We start from the raw sequence: 16,731 nt of genomic DNA, 5'->3' as shown, positions 1-16,731 counted from the left end.
CGCCATGCCCGCTGAGAACCACCTTTCGACTACCGTCGGCGCGTGTCAGCCGCCGAAGACGCGCTCCACCACCGCTTTTGCGCGGCGGGTGATGCGCATGTAGTTGTCGAGGAACTCGCTGCCGTCGTCGTTCGGCCAGCCCGCGACCCGGGCGACGGCCGATAGTAGACGGCCTGGGCCGGGTAGCTGATCGGCCGCCTTGCCGCGCACGAGCACCAGTGCGTTGCGCGCCCTGGTCGCTGTGATCCAGGCTTCGCGCAGCAGCGAAACATCTTCGATCGCAAGCAATTTGGTCTGCTCGATGACATCGAGGGATTCCAGCGTCGAGGTGTTGTGCAGTGCGCGCACATCGTCGGCGTAGCGCAGCTGCATCAACTGTACGGTCCATTCGATATCGGCGAGACCACCGCGCCCGAGTTTGGTGTGGGTCGCCGGATTCGCACCGCGCGGCAGGCGTTCGGCATCCACCCTGGCCTTGATCCGGCGGATCTCGCGCACTGCCTCCGCCGATACACCGCCCTCGGGATAGCGAACTTTATCGATGGTGCGCAGGAACCGGACACCGAGATCCTGGTCCCCGGCCACCTGATGTGCGCGCAGCAGGGCCTGCACCTCCCACGGCTGCGCCCACTGCTCGTAGTAGGCGGCATAGGCGGCCAGCGTGCGCACCAGCGCGCCATTGCGACCCTCCGGGCGCAGTCCGGCGTCGACCTGCAGCGGCGGATCGGTACTCGGCGCACCGAGCAACCGCTGCACCTTCTCCGCGATGCCGATCGCCCATTTCACGGCCTTGGTCTCGTCCTCGCCGGGACGCGGGTCGCAGACGAAGAGCACATCGGCATCAGAGCCGTAACCGAGTTCCAAACCGCCCAGTCGCCCCATGCCGATCACCGCGAAATCGGCCGGTGCCGGCGCCCCGAGTTCGGCCTCGCTGGCTCGAATCACCGCGCGCAGTGCGGCTTCCAGCACCGCGACCCAGACCGAGGACAGCGCTCGGCACACCTGCGGCACGTCGAGCATGCCGAGTAGATCGGCCGAAGCCACCCGCGCCAATTCGTGTCGGCGCAGTGAACGGGCCGCGGCCACAGCACGTTTCGGATCGTCGTAGCGCGCCGCCGCGGTAAGGATCCCGCGCGCAACGTCTTCCGGCTGCGGGCTGAGCAACAGCGGACCGCCCGGACCGTCGGCATACATCCGGATCGTATCCGGTGCGTTGATCAGCAGATCCGGCAGATATTCCGAGGAGCCGAGCACGATCATCAACCGCTGTGCGATCGCGCCCTCATCGCGCAATTCGCGCAGGAACCAGATCTGATCGTCCAGGCCTTCCGAGACCCGCCGGTAGGCGAGCAGTCCGGCATCGGGATTCGGTGTGTCCCCGAGCCATTCGAGTAGCGTCGGCAACAGCAGCGCCTGAATCCGGCCCTTGCGCGATACCCCGCCGGTGAGCGCTTTCAGATGTCCCAGTGCGTTTTCCGGTGCTGCATAGCCGAGTGCCGCCAACTGGCGGATCGCCGCGTCCGGGCTCAGCCGCAGCGCGTCGGGATCCATCTTGACCACCGATTCGAGCAGTGGCCGATAGAAGAGTTTGGCGTGTAATCGCCGCACCCGCACCGCATTTCGGCGAATCTCATTGCTCAGCACGCCGACCGCGTCCTGCCGTCCGTCCGGGCGGATATGGGCTGAGCGGGCCAGCCAGCGCATCCCCTCCTCGTCATCGGCTGCGGGCAAAGTGTGGGTGCGCTTGAGCCGCTGCAACTGCAGCCGGTGTTCGAGCAGGCGCAGGAATTCATAAGAGGCAGTGAGGTTCGCGGCGTCGTCGCGACCGACGTACCCGCCCGCGGCCAACGCAGTCAGCGCTTCCACAGTGCCCTGTACATGCAGGGTCTCATCCACCCGGCCGTGCACCAATTGCAATAGCTGGACGGCGAATTCGACATCGCGCAGGCTGCCGTGGCCGAGTTTGAGTTCGCGCTCGCGCAGATCGGCGGGCACCAGATCCTCCACCCGGCGCCGCATCGCCTGCACATCGGCGACGAAGTCGGGGCGCTCGGAGGCGGTCCACACCATCGGCATCAGCGCGTCGCGGTACTGATCCCCCAGCGCCAGATCGCCGGTCATCGGCCGCGCCTTGAGCAGTGCCTGGAACTCCCAGGTCCTGGCCCAGCGCTTGTAGTAGGCGATATGCGAGTCCAAGGTGCGCACCAGCGCACCCGCCTTGCCCTCGGGCCGCAGTGCCGCATCGACCTCGAAGAAGGCCGCGCTGCCCACGCTCATCATCTCGGCGGCCAACCGCGTAGCGGTGGCATCCGCCGGTTCGGCCACGAAGACGACATCGACATCGCTGACATAGTTGAGTTCGCACGCACCGCACTTACCCATGGCGACCACGGCCAGCCGCACCGGTACCGGCACGTCCTTGCAGACCCGGGCCACCGCTACCGCCAGTGCGGCGGTCAACGCGGCATCGGCGAGATCGGTGAGATGGCGACCGACCACCTGATATGGCAGCACCGGCTCGTTCTCCACGGTGGCAGCCAGATCGAGCGCGGCCAGGAGCATGAGCTGATCGCGATATCGCTTGCGCAGCAGCGGAACTGCCTCGGGACCAGACAGCTCAGCCCGGTACAGCACGGCATCCGCGTGCGGACTCTCGGCCGGTACCGCTTGCACGGCAGCCAACAGATCAGCGACAAGCTCCTCGCGCGCGGGTAGCTTGTCGCGCAGCAGAATTCGCCATGCGGGAGGGTCGGCGACCAGATGATCAGCGAATGCGCTCGACGATCCGATGAGCGCGAAAAGCCTGCCGCGCAAGGCGGTATCGATCCGCAGTGTCGAATCGAGCTCGGACCAGTCCTCGCCGAGCGCGGCCTGCAACCGCGTCAGCGTCAGCAGTGCGAGATCGGCATCGGGCGCGCGAGACAGCGCCCACAGCACCGGAATGCTGTCGATATTGTCCCAAGCCAACTCTCGTAGCGAGGCGGCGGCGGTCGGCTCGAGCAAGCCGAGCCGACCGACACCAGGGACAGCTGAACGAGCAGACGGCGGCCGGACCATAAGTCCAACTTAGATGGCCGATCATCTCTTTCCACCCGGCCGGGTTGGAAAGAGTCGCAAACGTAGCCGATTGCGCCTGGTTTAACCGGCTAGAGTCCGAGGTACTCCTTCAGCTCGTACGGCGTCACCTGGCTGCGGTAGTCCGCCCATTCCCGGCGCTTATTGCGCAGGAAGAAGTCGAAAACGTGCTCACCGAGTGTCTCGGCGACCAGCTCCGAGCGCTCCATCGCCTGCAGCGCCTCGTCCAGCGTGCCGGGCAGCTCACGGAAGCCCATGGCGCGCCGCTCGGCGACGGTCAGCGACCACACGTCGTCTTCGGCCTCCGGCGGCAGCGTGTAGCCCTTCTCGATGCCACGCAGACCGGCCGCCAGCAGTACGGCGAAGGTCAAGTAGGGGTTACAGGCCGAATCTGGGCTGCGGATCTCGACGCGGCGCGAGGAGGACTTGTTCGGGGTGTACATCGGCACCCGCACCAGCGCGGAGCGGTTGGACCGGCCCCACGAGGCCGCCGTCGGCGCCTCGCCGCCGTGGATGAGTCGCTTGTAGGAGTTCACCCACTGATTGGTGATCGCGCTGATCTCCGGGGCGTGTTCCAAGATGCCCGCGATGAAGGCGCGTGCGGTCGCCGACAGGTTGATCGGATCGTCCGGATCGTGGAAGGCGTTGGCCTCACCCTCGAACAGGCTCATATGGGTGTGCATGGCCGAGCCCGGGTACTGGGCGAACGGCTTGGGCATGAAGGTCGCGCGCACGCCCTCGTCGATGGCCACTTCCTTGATCAGGTAGCGGAACGTCATCACGTTGTCGGCCATGGACAGCGCGTCGGCGTAGCGCAGGTCGATCTCCTGCTGCCCCGGCGCGCCCTCGTGGTGGCTGAACTCCACCGAGATGCCCATCGACTCCAGCGCGTCGATGGCGTGGCGGCGGAAGTTGGGCGCGGAGTCGTGCACGGCCTGGTCGAAGAACCCGCCGCTGTCGGCCGGGATGGGCTGGCGGCCGTCCTGGGGACCGTTCTCCAGCAGGAAGAACTCGATCTCCGGATGGACGTAGCAGCTGAACCCGACGTCACCGGCCTTGTTGAGCTGACGCCGCAGCACATGGCGCGGGTCGGCCCAGGACGGCGAACCGTCGGGCATGGTGATATCGCAGAACATGCGCGCGGAGTGCTGGTGGCCCTTACTGGTCGACCACGGCAGCACCTGGAAGGTCGAGGGATCCGGCCGCGCCACCATATCGGCCTCGGACACCCGGGCGAAGCCCTCGATGGCCGAGCCGTCGAAGCCGATGCCCTCTTCGAAGGCACCCTCTAGCTCCGCCGGAGCGATGGCAACGGACTTCAGATAGCCCAACACATCGGTGAACCAGAGACGCACGAAGCGGATATCCCGCTCTTCGAGCGTCCGCAGCACGAATTCCTTCTGGCGATCCATGTCGCCGAGCGTAAGCATCCGGCGTTAAATCCGTGTTACATACACGCTTAGGGATTGCAATCCCATCATTCGGAATGAATCGCACCGCGTGCAAGATCGCCTTGTGAGCTGCGGATCAGCAGGTCAGACCGGCCCCCGGGACATTCAGATCGGTGAGGTAGGAGATCACCGCGTCGTCGAGGCACTGATCGCCGGCGACCAGTGCCGCGGTGTGTCGGGTGCCCTTGTAGGTGATCAGTGCGGCGCCCAGCTGGTTGGCCAGATCGACACCGGCCTGATACGGCGTCGCGGGATCCTCGGTGGTCGACACCACCACCGTCTTCGGCAGACCCGGTGCCGAAACCTTGTGCGGTGTGCTGGTGTTCGGTACCGGCCAGACGGCGCACAGTTCCAGCGGTGCGGTCCCGGTGCCGCGGCCGTCGTCCAGGAACGGCGCCGCCTTGCGGTATTCGGTGTCCTGTCGGCCCGTCACCGCACGATCGTTGATCGGCGGATCGTCGACGCAGCGGATGGCGTTGAAGGCCTCCTGCGTGTTGTCGTAGCTGCCGTCGTCGCGGCGGCCGTCGTAGAGATCGGCGAGCTTCAGCAGCGTGTCGCCACGCCCGTCGCGCAGTTCGGACAGGCCGAGGGTGAGTATCTTCCAGAAATCATCGGAGTAGAGCGCCTGCTGCACGCCGGTTATGGCGTCGCCGTAGCTGAGTCCGCGTGGATCGGTGGTCGCGGCCGGTTTGGTCTCCAGCGGATTCACCAGCGCGCGGAACTTCGCGACCGCCTGGGCCGGATCGGTACCGACCGGGCAGTCCGCCTGCTTCGCGCATTCCGCGGCATAGGCGTCGAATGCCTGCTGGAAGCCCGCCGCCTGCCGCAGCGATTCCTGCACCGGATCCTGCGAGGAGTCCACCGCACCGTCGAGCACCAGCGCGCGCACATTGTCCGGGAACTTCTCGGCGTAGGCCGAGCCGAGCTTGGTGCCGTAGGAGTACCCGAGGTAGCTGAGTTTCGGATCGCCGAGGACGGCGCGGATCACATCCATGTCCTGCACCACCTCGCGGGTGCCGACGCGGGCCAGGAAGTCGGTGCCGGTGCGCTCGACGCAGTGGCCGACGAACTGACGGTTCTCGTCCTCGGCCTTTGCGATGCCGTCCGGGGTGTTGTCGGTCGGCGGTTCGGCGCGTTCGGCGTCGTTCTGCTGCGGGGTCAGACAGGCGATGGTCGGGATCGAGGAGCCGACACCGCGCGGATCGAAGCCGACCCGGTCGAAGCGCTCGGCCAGCGGCGTCTTGCCCGCGATACCCGCCATCGACAGACCCGATACGCCCGGCCCACCCGGATTGAGCAGCAGTGAGCCGATCCGCTTGCCGCTGGCCGGAATTCGGGCCAGCGCGATCTGCGCGGTCGCGCCGTCGGGCTTGGTGTAGTCGACGGGCACGGTGACGCGAGTGCATTCGGTATTCGGTGCGGGGCGGTCGTCCGGAGAGCCGAAATCGTCGCAGGAACCCCAGTTCGCGGTCTGGCTGTAGAACTTGTCGAGCCCCTGAGGCGGAGTGGGTAACGCATTGCCCGGCTCGTCCTTGGATGCGCTGCATCCGGCCGCCACCACCACCAATGTCACCGCGACCAGCACACCACGCGACCCACTCCGCACCACAGACATGGGGAAGATCCTGGCATGCCCGCCTCTTTTGCCGGTCGTAGGTAGGTACCGACTTCCGTCGCGGACCGGCGGCTTGGTGCCCGGTCGAGTTCTGGGCGTACCCGACGAGTTACCCATGTTCGTGCGAAATCCGTCGTTGCGCTGGGGATTGTGATGTGACCAATTGCACCGCTCATGGCCTTAAGCGGGCCGTGCAGAGGGTGCACACTGGATTCGTCACACAAACCCGGGGACCCGAACGGGCCTCGAGGCGACAACCACGAAAGGGACGATGATGTCCGTATCCGAATCGGAGACCCCTGCCTACGGCGCTACCCCGGCCACTGCGAAGCCGGCCAAGCGCAAGACGCGGGTACCTCATCTGCAGCAGATGAAGGCCGATGGCGAGAAGTGGTCGATGTTGACCGCCTACGACTATTCCTCCGCTCGCATCTTCGAAGAAGCCGGGATTCCGGTCCTACTGGTGGGTGATTCCGCGGCCAACGTCGTCTACGGCTACGACACCACCGTGCCGATCACCATCGACGAGCTCATCCCGCTGGTGCGCGGCGTGGTACGTGGTGCACCGCATGCGCTGGTGGTGGCCGATCTGCCGTTCGGCACCTACGAAACCTCGCCGCAGCAGGCACTGGCCACCGCGACCCGGTTCATGAAGGAGGGCGGTGCGCACGCGGTCAAGCTGGAGGGCGGTGAGCGGGTCGCCGAGCAGATCGCGCTGATCACCTCGGCCGGTATTCCGGTGATGGCGCATATCGGCTTCACCCCGCAGAGCGTCAATACCCTCGGTGGTTTCCGGGTGCAGGGCCGCGGCGACGGCGCCGAGCAGCTCATCGCCGATGCCATCGCGGTTCAGGAGGCCGGTGCGTTCTCCGTGGTGATGGAGATGGTGCCCGCCGAACTGGCCGGCCAGGTGACCCGCAAGCTGACCATCCCGACCGTCGGCATCGGCGCCGGCGTGGAATGCGATGCGCAGGTGCTGGTCTGGCAGGATATGGCGGGCTTCACCAGCGGCAAGACCGCCAAGTTCGTCAAGCGGTTCGGCCGGATCGGCGATGAATTGCGTTCCGCCGCAGCCGCTTACGCCGACGAGGTGCGCCGAGGGACCTTCCCCGGCCCCGAGCACAGCTTCTGAGTTCACGATGACCGGCCGAGCAGTGCACGCACCAGCGGCACTGCTCGGCCAACCCGTGCAACCGATGCTCGATTGGGCCACGGGCGTTCTCACCGCTCGCGACGTGAAAATCGTTGGGCCGCCGGAGGAAACGCGACGGCGGGCATGGTCGTTGATCGTGCGCATCCCGACCGATGCGGGTCCGATGTGGTTGAAGGCCAACGCTCGCGCCGGTGCGCACGAGGGTCCGCTGCTACAGGAATTGGCCCGGTTGTGGCCCGGCAGTGTGCTCGAACCGCTTGCGGTGCAACCGGATCATGGCTGGTTGCTCAGTCCCGATGGTGGTGCCACCGCGCGGGATTCCGCAGCCGTGTGGACCGAATTGGTCCGCCGTTACGCCGACCTCCAGTTGGCGATGGGCGATCACATCGATGAGCTGCGCGCCACCGGCACGCCGTATCTGCCGCCGTCCCAACTGATCACGGTGTACCGACACTTCGAGCCACGCGTTCCCGGCCTCGGTGCGGCGATCACCGAAGCCGGCGCGGCGCTTGCCGAATTCGGCAGGCTGAGTATCGAACACAATGATCTGCATCCGGGAAACGTGTTCACCGATTCGGACATGCTGTTCGACTGGGGCGATGCGGTAATCACGCATCCGCTGCTGTCCTGGCGCGTGCTGCGCGGTCCGCACCGCTCGGACTACCTGGACCGGTGGCGGCAGTCGTGCGCCGTTACCGATGCCGAAATCGTCCTCGTCGACCGGCTGGCACCACTGGTCGCCCTGCATCCGTGGCGCACCATCGACGCGTCGCCACCGCGGTTCGCGCGCTTCCTGCAGGGCTTGCTCGACGATCTGCGCGCGGGCTTCGGCCCGGTTTGATCGGCGGCGCTCAGCAAACTCGCGCGGGCCAGGCGCGGCAAATAATGGCAGACTCGAAGCCGACAATGCCGACACGAGCAGAGGTACCGATGCCGCAACCCCGTTGGATTTCACGCAGCACGCTAGTGGTGGCGGGGCTATTCGCCGCCGCGGCACTCACCGCCTGCGGGAGCGACTCGAGCCCGGCGCCCACCGGCAGCTCGAGCTCCACCACCGGATCGGCGACGGCCACCAGCGCGGGCAAGACCACCAGCGCACCGACGACGACCCTGGAGATCTCCGATGCGTCGGCCACCCAGCTGTGCGACATGATTCGCCCGGAGCTGTCGAATTGGCGGGTGCAGGGTCCGACGCTGGGCAAGATCGGGCTCAATGCGCTGGTCCACGAATGGGCGCTGCGCAATGGCGGCATCAACGGACATGTGCTCGCCGATAAGGCGATGATCGACCGGATCACCACCAAGAGCTGCGCCGATGTGCACCAGCAGGCGATCGAGGCGCTGGAACTGCCCGATCTGGCTTCGGGAATCGCCTTCTGATGCGAACCCTGTACCCCGAGATCGAGCCGTACGAAACCGGCATGCTCGATGTCGGCGCGGGCCAAGCCGTGTACTGGGAGGTCAGCGGCAATCCGGACGGTAAGCCCGTGGTGTTCCTGCACGGCGGACCCGGTGGCGGTACCGATCCGTTCCACCGGCAGTTCTTCGATCCGGCCGCCTACAAGATCGTGCTGTTGGATCAGCGCGGCTGCGGACGGTCCACCCCGCATATCGCGGACGGGGCGAGTCTGGAGACCAATACCACCGCACATCTGATCGCCGATATCGAAATTCTGCGTATTCGTCTCGGCATCGACCGCTGGCAGGTATTCGGCGGCTCCTGGGGATCCACGCTCGCACTCGCCTACGCGCAACAGCATCCCGATCGGGTCACCGAACTGGTGCTGCGCGGGATATTCCTGTTGCGGCGCAAGGAAATCGACTGGTACTACAACGGCGCCGCGGGCAACATCTACCCCGACGAGTGGGAGAAGTTCCTGGCCCCGGTTCCGGAGGACGAGCGCGACAGCGATCTGGTGCAGGTGTACCACCGGCTGCTGCACTCCCCCGACGAGCAGGTCGCCGAAGCGGCCGCCATCGCCTGGTCCACCTGGGAGGGCGCGACGAGTTCGCTACTGCCGCACCCGGATCGGGTGCAGGAGAGTGCTCAGCCGCGGTTCGCGCTGGCCTTCGCCAGGATCGAGAACCACTACTTCGTCAATGGCGGATTCCTCGACGAGGGACAGCTGCTGCGCGATATCGACAAGATCGCGCACATCCCGGCCGTCATCGTGCAGGGTCGCCACGACGTCGTCTGCCCGGCGACCAGCGCTTGGGAGCTGCATCGCGCCTGGCCCGGATCGGTACTGCACATCGTGGACGATGCCGGTCACGCCGCCGCCGAACCCGGAATAACCCACCATCTCGTCGAGGCGACCGACGGATTCGCGAAAGTGAGCTGATCATGGTCACGGCCGGAACCGCCATCGTCGCGGCGCTGCGCGACGACGTCGACCGGCTGCTGGCCGCCGAACCGGATGTCCGCGCCGACGCCTGGGATTCGGTACACCAGATGCGGGTCGCGACGCGCAGGCTGCGCAGTGTGCTGCGCTCCTACCGCACGCTCTTCGAGGCCACGCCGATCGCCGAGATGCAACACGAACTGAAATGGCTGGCCGACCTGCTCGGTGTGGCGCGCGATGCCGAGGTGCGGGCCGAACGGTTCGCGGCACTGCTGGCCACACACGCACCGCAGGATGAATTCGCCCGGCTCGCAACGGAATCAGCTGCGCCAAAGGCGGCGGGCAGCGGCTATGTACCCGGCACCACCGAGTACGTGCGCACCGAACTGGTCGACGCGGAGCGAGACCGATACCGGACCGCGCATGCCGAGATCCTCGACGCCCTCGATCACCATCGCTATCACGCACTGCGCCACCGCCTTTCGGCCTGGCGCACCGACCCGCCCCTCGATGCCGACAAGTCGAAACAGCCCGCCGCCGAGGTCTTCGAACGCATCCTGCGCAAGGACCGCAAACGCGTACAGCGGCTGGTCTACGCCGAACCCGCCGTCTCCCCCACCGAACGCGTCGAACTGCTGCACGATATCCGCAAGGGCGCCAAGCGCCTGCGCTACTCGTGCGAGGGCACGACCGACGTACTCGGCAGTGCCGCAAAGGATCTCGGCACCGAAGCGAAACGCCTGCAAACCGTACTCGGCGACCACCGCGACGCCGTCGAATCCCGCGAAGCCATCCTGGCCCGCGCCGCCGAAACCCACGCAACCGGCGTCAACGCGACGATCTATGAATTGCTGGCCGACGCCGAGGAAATCGCCGCGGGCGAAGCTTTGGCCAGGTATCCGGCCGCGGCCGCCTTCGTTTCTGGGTAGAGTCCCCTAGGCTTTCCGGCACGCCGGTTCTACGCCGAGTCCTCGCCCCTCGTCATCGCGGGCGTGGAACGCGACTCTTTCATCATCCAGCAACCAGTAGTCCTCGGCTTGAACCTCCCCTGCAAGGTACCGTGGCAGGTACCGGATGTCTTCCCCCGCCTCGATATTCTGCGGTGTCAACGTCAGCAACCAGCGGTGGTAGTCGGTGTGGGGTTCGGTGACCAACCCGGCCCCGGCGAACCGCTACGCCTCGACTTGTCGCCGCCTCGACGAGCGACCGCCACGGCCGGAACCATTCGTAGTCAGTGGCAGACTCCCCAGCGAGGAACCTCCGCAGCGGTTCGGACTCGACCGCCACGCCGTAGAAGTCTCTGACCTCGAGATGGAACGCTTCGCGCTGGCAAGCTCGGAGCAGATCCGGGTACGGATCACCTTGGAGCAGACGCACCGTAGTAGTTCCAAGCGGTTGGTGCCCGATTCGGGGCGGGTCCGATGAATGCTGACGATCCCCTGTCCATCCTCGGTGCGGAGCGGCCAACAGGCTGGTTGCAATACGACGACGGTTCGTGGGCAGCTGTTTTCGACGATGGAACGGTGAGCGAGCCGTTCTGTGTGAACGGTGGTTGCCCGGTGTCGGGGGTCAGACCGGATAGCCGAAGCTGATCTTGCGGGCCGCGGGGTCGGCGGCGACCAGATGTACCCGGACCTGAGCGCCTTCCGGGGGTGCGCCGATGCAGGGGCCGACTACCGGTGGGTCGGCGATGAAGACCTCGGCGGGGCGGGTGCCGTTGGCTTCGCGTACTACTACGGCTTCGAAGATTGCGCCGCTGCGTTCGGCGAGCAGGGTGGCTTCGGTGAGGTCGATGCAGGCGCGTTCCACCTTGCCCGCGAGGCTGTCGCTGCGCTTCATCGATTCGGCGGTGGGGACCAGGCCATCGCGGACCCATTGCGGCACTTCGGTTCCGGAGCAACGAGCGAGGCAGATCTCGGTGGCGAAACGATCGGCCAGGCGGCGCAGAGGTGCGGTGACGTGCGCATAGGGTGCGCCGATTGCGCTGTGCTGCAGGTTGTTCGCGCTCCCAGCGGTGCTCGCAGGCTTGGCACCGGTCGGCCGACCACCCGGCGCGCCCTTACCGCCGACCGCACCGGTGATGCCTGGCGAACCCGCCCTACCCGGCGCCTCGGCGTCACCTGCCGACCGCGAATCGGCATCCAGCTTCGCACCACCCGCCAACCGCGCACCGCGAGTCGATGGCACACCGTGCGCCGACTGCGCACCACCCGCAGATATGACACGGCCCGCCGACCGAGAACCCGCCGCCTCAGAACCATCCACACCCGCGGCAGCCACCCCATCGAGCACCGTGTATCCCGCACCACGCAGCAGCCCGGTGGCCTCGGACATCAGCACCAACGTCGCAGGCGCATTCGGATCGAGCCCGGCAAGCATCCTCCCAACGGACTGATCCGCAGGCCAGTCGACACCCAACGCCGCAGCGGTCCTGCGCATCGAATCGATCGCCGAATCAATGGGCGGCGGCATCGTCCGCAGCAATGCAATGCGCTCGCCGACACTGGGCGCACCATCGGATCCACTGCCGTTCAACATGATTCGTGCCGCACACATCCCGGTCAGCAGGGAAATCTGTTCGTTCCAGTCGTCGGCGGCGGTGCGCGGGTCCACCACCAGACGCCAGTGGCCGTCGGCCTTGTCGTCACGGATGACGCTCTGGGCGGGCAGACGCAGCCCGATCGCGCCGCGTGCCAGCCCGGCCTCGATGCGCCGCGTGCCGAATTCCGGCAGGGCTGCGATCGAGGGATGCAGGCGGTTCGCGTCGGCGTCGGCTTGGACGCTCGCGTAGTCGAGTCGGGCGCGCGAGCGCACGGTGGCCCGGATCACCGAGAATCGCTGCGGTTCCGCGTTCTCATCGCATTCGATGGTCCAGAGGGCGGCCGGCCTGGTCTGGTCTGGCAGCAGACTTGCGGAATTCTCCGACAGGATCGGCGGGTGCAGCGGCACGGTGCTGTCGGGGAGATAGAAGGTCTGGCCGCGCACGCCCGCTTCCTGGGCCAGCGGGCCGGCGGGGTCTACTACGGCGCCGACATCGGCGATCGCGTAATGGACGGTGAAACCGGAAGAGGTGCGTTCGATATGCACCGCCTGGTCCAGATCCATGGCGCCGGGCGGGTCGATCGTGACGAATGGAATATCTGTGCGATCGGCGCGAGTGCCCGCGAACGCGTCGATCGCGTCGCGGGCCGCCGCGGTGGCCTCGGCGGGATACGCCGAGGTCAATCCGAATTCGGATCGAATGGCGCCGAAATCGACCGGCGCCGACACGATCCGCTGGTGGAGTTCCACGCTGTCGCAGTCGGTCTCTACTGCAGTGCCAACATGGTGCCGTTCAATTCATTGAGCGGACCGTATACGGTAAAAGTCACCCGTCCACCCGGGACGCTGGTGGAAACGTCCGCCGCGGCGTCCAGCGCCTGGCCGAACGACGCCGCCGACGGATGCGGCAGACCGGCGATGGCCTGCCCGATGTGGTTCTGGTGCACCCAGGCGGTGTCGCCCGGGTTGAGGTCGACCTGGACCCCACCCGCCAGCGGGGTGACCGCGACCGCCGAGGCGGATCCGGTGCCCAGCATGGCGAATACCGATGCGGCCCCGGCGATCAGCGCACCGGCGACCAGTGAACGAACAATCCGCATAGAGTTGTGACCTGCTTCCGTGATCGAAGAATGTGAGTTTCGTGGCGGACCGGCAACGGGTCTTACCAACGGCGCCTACTCTATGACGTCGCTCACGTTCTAGGCCAGCTCCAACTGAATCGCCATGCCGGACACGCCGAGCCCGGCGAGGTCACACCCCGACTGCTAGGGTTCCCCGGCGTGGCGGGATCGAGCTTTTCCCGCACATTCGCAAGTGACCCGTACGTCGACAATTGGGAGTTATCCACTGATGTCAACGATTCTTTTCGATTACCTGATGCCTCTGCTCGGTCCCGAGCAGGCGGCGTATTGGGCTCAGGTGTTCATGGTCAACCCGCTCTGACCTCACCGTCAACGATGCGGTTTTCGTCGCCTTCCGTTAACCACACGGGAGGCGACGTTTCCCAAGTGCCGCTAGCATCCCGCTGCGTGACCAGAACTACCGCCGCAATCGCGGCCAGCTCCACCGTCTTCGCCCTGCTCCTTGCCGGTTGCAATGATGACAACGGCTCTTCCGCCGCTCCCGCTTCCGCGACGACTTCGGCGGCCAAGGCCGCGGGCGGCGAAACATTGGACAACGTCAAGGCGGGGACGTTCGTTGTCAGCTACCGCAGCGCTTTCCCCAAGCTCGCCGAGGGCGCAGACGACGTCAAAATCCGCGACATCCTGGTCGAGACCTGCAAGGACATCAAGGGCGGCAAAAACGAGGACGACGTCGTCCAGAACGTCATCAAGCGCACGAAGGGCGCCTCCCAGGCCTCCAAGGAAGAGGCCCAGGCCATCTATCAGATGGCGAAGATGCTCTGCTGAGCTGAAATCGTCAATCCTTCAGCCACGGCAAGTAATTGGGCAGGTATTTCAACACATACCCCACGGTAATCATGATGATGATCGCGATCACGGGAATCAGTATGGACATCGGCCCGGTTTCCTTACGTTGTGCTACCGATGCGGTCGTACGGCGCAATCGGCCGTAGCGACTGTTTGCGGGTCGCTCGAAACGGTCAGCCGTACCCGTATCGGTATACGCCCGTTGTGTTACGAGCGCATTCCATCTTGTTCGGCCGCTGGCGTGTTGCCCTGACCGAGTACCGGTTTCGGCTCCGGCGGGGTGATCTCCGGTGTGGGCTCGGGTGCGGTCGGGGTGGGTTCGGCGGTGCTCGCTCCGGACGGCGTACCGCGTTCCAGGAACCGCAGTAACTCCACCGGAAACGGCAGCACCAATGTCGAATTCTTTTCCGCCGCAACCTGAACCACGGTCTCCAGCAATCGTAGTTGCAGTGCCGCCGGCGATTCCGACATTTGCGCACCCGCCTGGGCCAACTTCTTCGACGCCTGTAATTCGCCCTCGGCGGAAATCACCCGCGCCCGCCGTTCCCGCTCCGCCTCGGCCTGCCGCGACATCGAGCGCTTCAGTGCATCCGGTATCGATACATCCTTGATCTCCACCCGATCGATATGGATTCCCCAGCCGAGTGCCGGGCTATCGATCATGATCTCCAGCCCCTTGTTCAGCTCCTCACGATTGGACAACAGGCTATCCAGGTCACTCTTTCCGATAATCGAACGCAAGGATGTCTGCGCCACCTGCCCTACCGCGAAAAGATAGTTCTGTACCTCCACCACCGCGCAGACCGGATCGATCACCCGGAAATAGACCACGGCGTCGACGCGCACGGTCACGTTGTCACGGGTGATGCCGTCCTGCGCGGGCACCGGCATGGTGACGATCTGCGTGGAGACCTTGCGCATCCGGTCGACGAATGGAATCAGCATGCGCAGTCCGGGATCTCGGGTTCCGACCACCCGGCCGAACCGGAACACCAGCCCCTTCTCGTATTGGGTGACAATGCGCGCGCTCATCGCGGTGACTATCCCGCCCGCGATCGCCCCCACCCCGAAAATCGCCCCGATAACGGCAAGAATATCCATGGGTACACCCCGTGCGAAGTGCTTGACCGCACCGAATTCCGGCTCAGCGGTCCACTTCCATCATGCACCGGCGAGCACCGGATTGCAGGGGCGGACGAGTTGACCTGTAAGCCGGATCCTGTCCCCGGTTCACACCGGGTGACGGCCATCCATCTGGACACACCGTTGCCGGGTGCCTCGAGCGGTCCACCCGCAGGCTCGGGCGAGCAACCCTCGAACACCTGCGCAGCCGCACCGCGAACGGTGCGACCTTCAACCTTGCTCCGGGCGGGGTTTACCTAGCCGCCCCGGTCACCCGGGGCGCTGGTGCGCTCTTACCGCACCGTTTCACCCTCACCGCACGATCCCGAGGGATCGTGGGCGGTCTGTTTTCTGTGGCACTTTCCCGCGGGTCACCCCGGGTTGCCGTTAGCAACCGCCCTGCTCTGTGGAGTCCGGACTTTCCTCGGCGACGGGCGGCGGCACTCACGTGCCCGTTCCCGTCACCGCGGCCGCCCGGCCAACTCGTCCGCAGCGTTCAGCCTACTTTGATCAAGGGGTACCTTGATCACTGGCCTGACCTGTGACCGGTCGGGGGGTAGTAGTTCGGACCGAAACAGTACGGTGAGGTGCCATGGAACGTGTCGAGGTCAGTTTTCCCTCGGGTAGCGAGCAGTGCGCTGCCTGGCTGTATCCCCCCGCTGGCATCCCCAAGCCCCGCCCACTTGTTGTGATGGGGCACGGACTCGGCGCCAACCGGGAGATGGGTCTGGATAGGTACGCACGGCGTTTCGCCGCTGCCGGGATGGGTGTGCTGGTATTCGATTACCGGCATTTCGGGGCCAGTCAGGGTGCGCCGCGTCAGCTCCTACATATCGCTCGGCAACGCGAGGACTGGCGCTCGGCCATCGCCTACGCGCGCACGCTGCGTGGCTTCGATGCGACCCGAATCGCGCTGTGGGGCACCTCTTTCGGCGGCGGCCATGTGCTGTCGGTCGCGCCGGACGACGACTACATCGCGGCCGTCGTCGCCCAGGTACCGTTCACCAGCGGCTGGGCCTCGGCACTGGCGAAGGGGCCGACCAGCCTGACCAAGGTGGCCACCATCGCGGCTACTGATCTGCTCGTAGGTTCGATCCGGCGCAAGCCCGTTCGCGTCCGGTTGGCCGGCCGCAAGCGTTCGGCGGCGCTGATGAGCGCGCCGGATGCGCCGGAGGGTTACGGCAGGCTAGCCGACGAGAGCGAGACCTACGAACCGAAAGTCGCTGCCCGCGTGGCATTCTCGACACTGTTCGATTCACCCGGCCGCCGGGCCAAGGCATTGAAGATGCCGGTCTTCTACGCAGTCGCCGACAACGACACCATCGCACCGCCGAAGCCGACACTGCGCGCGGCCGAACGCACCAAGCACGCGATCGTAAAGCGTTATCCAGTAGGGCATTTCGATGTCTACTTCGACGATGTCTTCGAGCAGACGGTATACGACCAGACCGAGTTCCTGGTGTCGGTGCTGCGTCCCTGAATCCCGCGCTCCGTCGCGTCG

General features: G+C 65.9%; 14 protein-coding genes, 1 other RNA gene and 1 pseudogene. 7 read left to right on the top strand and 9 right to left on the bottom strand.

Features of this window, described 5'->3' with window-relative positions:
- Window positions 1–45: 45 nt before the first annotated feature.
- The 3 genes from OIE68_RS43880 to OIE68_RS43870 all read right to left on the bottom strand — a co-directional run bounded on the left by OIE68_RS43880 (window position 46) and on the right by OIE68_RS43870 (window position 6,141).
- On the bottom strand, window positions 46–3,057 hold the full coding sequence (locus OIE68_RS43880; protein ID WP_327096772.1) for a bifunctional [glutamine synthetase] adenylyltransferase/[glutamine synthetase]-adenylyl-L-tyrosine phosphorylase: 3,012 nt from the start codon (window positions 3,055–3,057) through the stop codon (window positions 46–48).
- An 89-nt stretch (window positions 3,058–3,146) separates the two neighbouring features.
- A complete protein-coding gene (locus tag OIE68_RS43875; protein WP_327096771.1) occupies window positions 3,147–4,487 on the bottom strand; it encodes a glutamine synthetase family protein in 1,341 nt (446 codons plus the stop codon).
- A gap of 115 nt (window positions 4,488–4,602) precedes the next feature.
- Complete coding sequence (locus tag OIE68_RS43870) at window positions 4,603–6,141, bottom strand: alpha/beta hydrolase (protein ID WP_327096770.1); 1,539 nt, start codon at window positions 6,139–6,141, stop codon at window positions 4,603–4,605.
- Window positions 6,142–6,415: 274 nt separating this feature from the next.
- Between OIE68_RS43870 and panB the strand changes: the two genes are divergently transcribed.
- From panB to OIE68_RS43845, 5 genes are all read left to right on the top strand, one after another.
- Window positions 6,416–7,273 carry a 3-methyl-2-oxobutanoate hydroxymethyltransferase gene (panB, locus tag OIE68_RS43865; protein WP_327096769.1) on the top strand — a complete coding sequence of 286 codons (858 nt, stop codon included), beginning with the start codon at window positions 6,416–6,418 and terminating at the stop codon, window positions 7,271–7,273.
- A gap of 7 nt (window positions 7,274–7,280) precedes the next feature.
- Window positions 7,281–8,135 carry a phosphotransferase gene (locus OIE68_RS43860; protein ID WP_327096768.1) on the top strand — a complete coding sequence of 285 codons (855 nt, stop codon included), beginning with the start codon at window positions 7,281–7,283 and terminating at the stop codon, window positions 8,133–8,135.
- 89 nt (window positions 8,136–8,224) lie between these two features.
- The gene (locus OIE68_RS43855) at window positions 8,225–8,674 is read left to right on the top strand and encodes a hypothetical protein (protein WP_040688425.1); all 450 of its coding nucleotides are present in this window, start codon (window positions 8,225–8,227) and stop codon (window positions 8,672–8,674) included.
- Complete coding sequence (gene pip, locus OIE68_RS43850) at window positions 8,674–9,636, top strand: prolyl aminopeptidase (protein WP_327096767.1); 963 nt, start codon at window positions 8,674–8,676, stop codon at window positions 9,634–9,636. The genes OIE68_RS43855 and pip overlap by 1 nt, the downstream gene beginning before the upstream one ends.
- A 2-nt stretch (window positions 9,637–9,638) precedes the next feature.
- Window positions 9,639–10,565: a CHAD domain-containing protein gene (locus tag OIE68_RS43845; protein ID WP_327096766.1), complete on the top strand. Its 927-nt coding sequence runs from the start codon at window positions 9,639–9,641 to the stop codon at window positions 10,563–10,565.
- Between the two features lie 6 nt (window positions 10,566–10,571).
- Here the strand turns inward: OIE68_RS43845 and OIE68_RS47365 are convergent, their stop codons facing one another.
- From OIE68_RS47365 to OIE68_RS43835, 4 genes and pseudogenes are all read right to left on the bottom strand, one after another.
- A complete protein-coding gene (locus OIE68_RS47365; protein ID WP_419150650.1) occupies window positions 10,572–10,790 on the bottom strand; it encodes a DUF6879 family protein in 219 nt (72 codons plus the stop codon).
- Window positions 10,791–10,803: 13 nt separating this feature from the next.
- A pseudogene (locus OIE68_RS47360) lies at window positions 10,804–11,013 on the bottom strand (DUF6879 family protein); the annotation flags it as partial.
- 192 nt (window positions 11,014–11,205) lie between these two features.
- The gene (locus OIE68_RS43840) at window positions 11,206–12,927 is read right to left on the bottom strand and encodes an RNB domain-containing ribonuclease (RefSeq protein WP_327096765.1); all 1,722 of its coding nucleotides are present in this window, start codon (window positions 12,925–12,927) and stop codon (window positions 11,206–11,208) included.
- A gap of 17 nt (window positions 12,928–12,944) precedes the next feature.
- The gene (locus OIE68_RS43835; RefSeq protein WP_327096764.1) at window positions 12,945–13,277 is read right to left on the bottom strand and encodes a hypothetical protein; all 333 of its coding nucleotides are present in this window, start codon (window positions 13,275–13,277) and stop codon (window positions 12,945–12,947) included.
- A 429-nt stretch (window positions 13,278–13,706) separates the two neighbouring features.
- Here OIE68_RS43835 and OIE68_RS43830 point away from each other — a divergent pair, with 429 nt between their 5' ends.
- Window positions 13,707–14,087, top strand: coding sequence for a hypothetical protein (locus OIE68_RS43830; protein WP_327096763.1), 381 nt, complete (start codon window positions 13,707–13,709; stop codon window positions 14,085–14,087).
- 228 nt (window positions 14,088–14,315) lie between these two features.
- Here OIE68_RS43830 and OIE68_RS43825 read toward each other — a convergent pair whose 3' ends face one another.
- Window positions 14,316–15,209 carry a slipin family protein gene (locus OIE68_RS43825; RefSeq protein WP_327096762.1) on the bottom strand — a complete coding sequence of 298 codons (894 nt, stop codon included), beginning with the start codon at window positions 15,207–15,209 and terminating at the stop codon, window positions 14,316–14,318.
- Between the two features lie 91 nt (window positions 15,210–15,300).
- Window positions 15,301–15,716: RNase P RNA component class A (rnpB, locus tag OIE68_RS43820), an RNA gene on the bottom strand.
- A 106-nt stretch (window positions 15,717–15,822) separates the two neighbouring features.
- Here rnpB and OIE68_RS43815 point away from each other — a divergent pair.
- On the top strand, window positions 15,823–16,710 hold the full coding sequence (locus OIE68_RS43815) for an alpha/beta hydrolase (RefSeq protein ID WP_327096761.1): 888 nt from the start codon (window positions 15,823–15,825) through the stop codon (window positions 16,708–16,710).
- Window positions 16,711–16,731: the final 21 nt, after the last annotated feature.

Origin of the sequence: Nocardia vinacea, assembly GCF_035920345.1 — a bacterium.
Classification (GTDB): domain Bacteria; phylum Actinomycetota; class Actinomycetes; order Mycobacteriales; family Mycobacteriaceae; genus Nocardia; species Nocardia vinacea_A.
The sequence above is the reverse complement of the archived record's forward strand: the minus strand, read 5'-3'. Positions and strand labels throughout refer to the sequence as shown.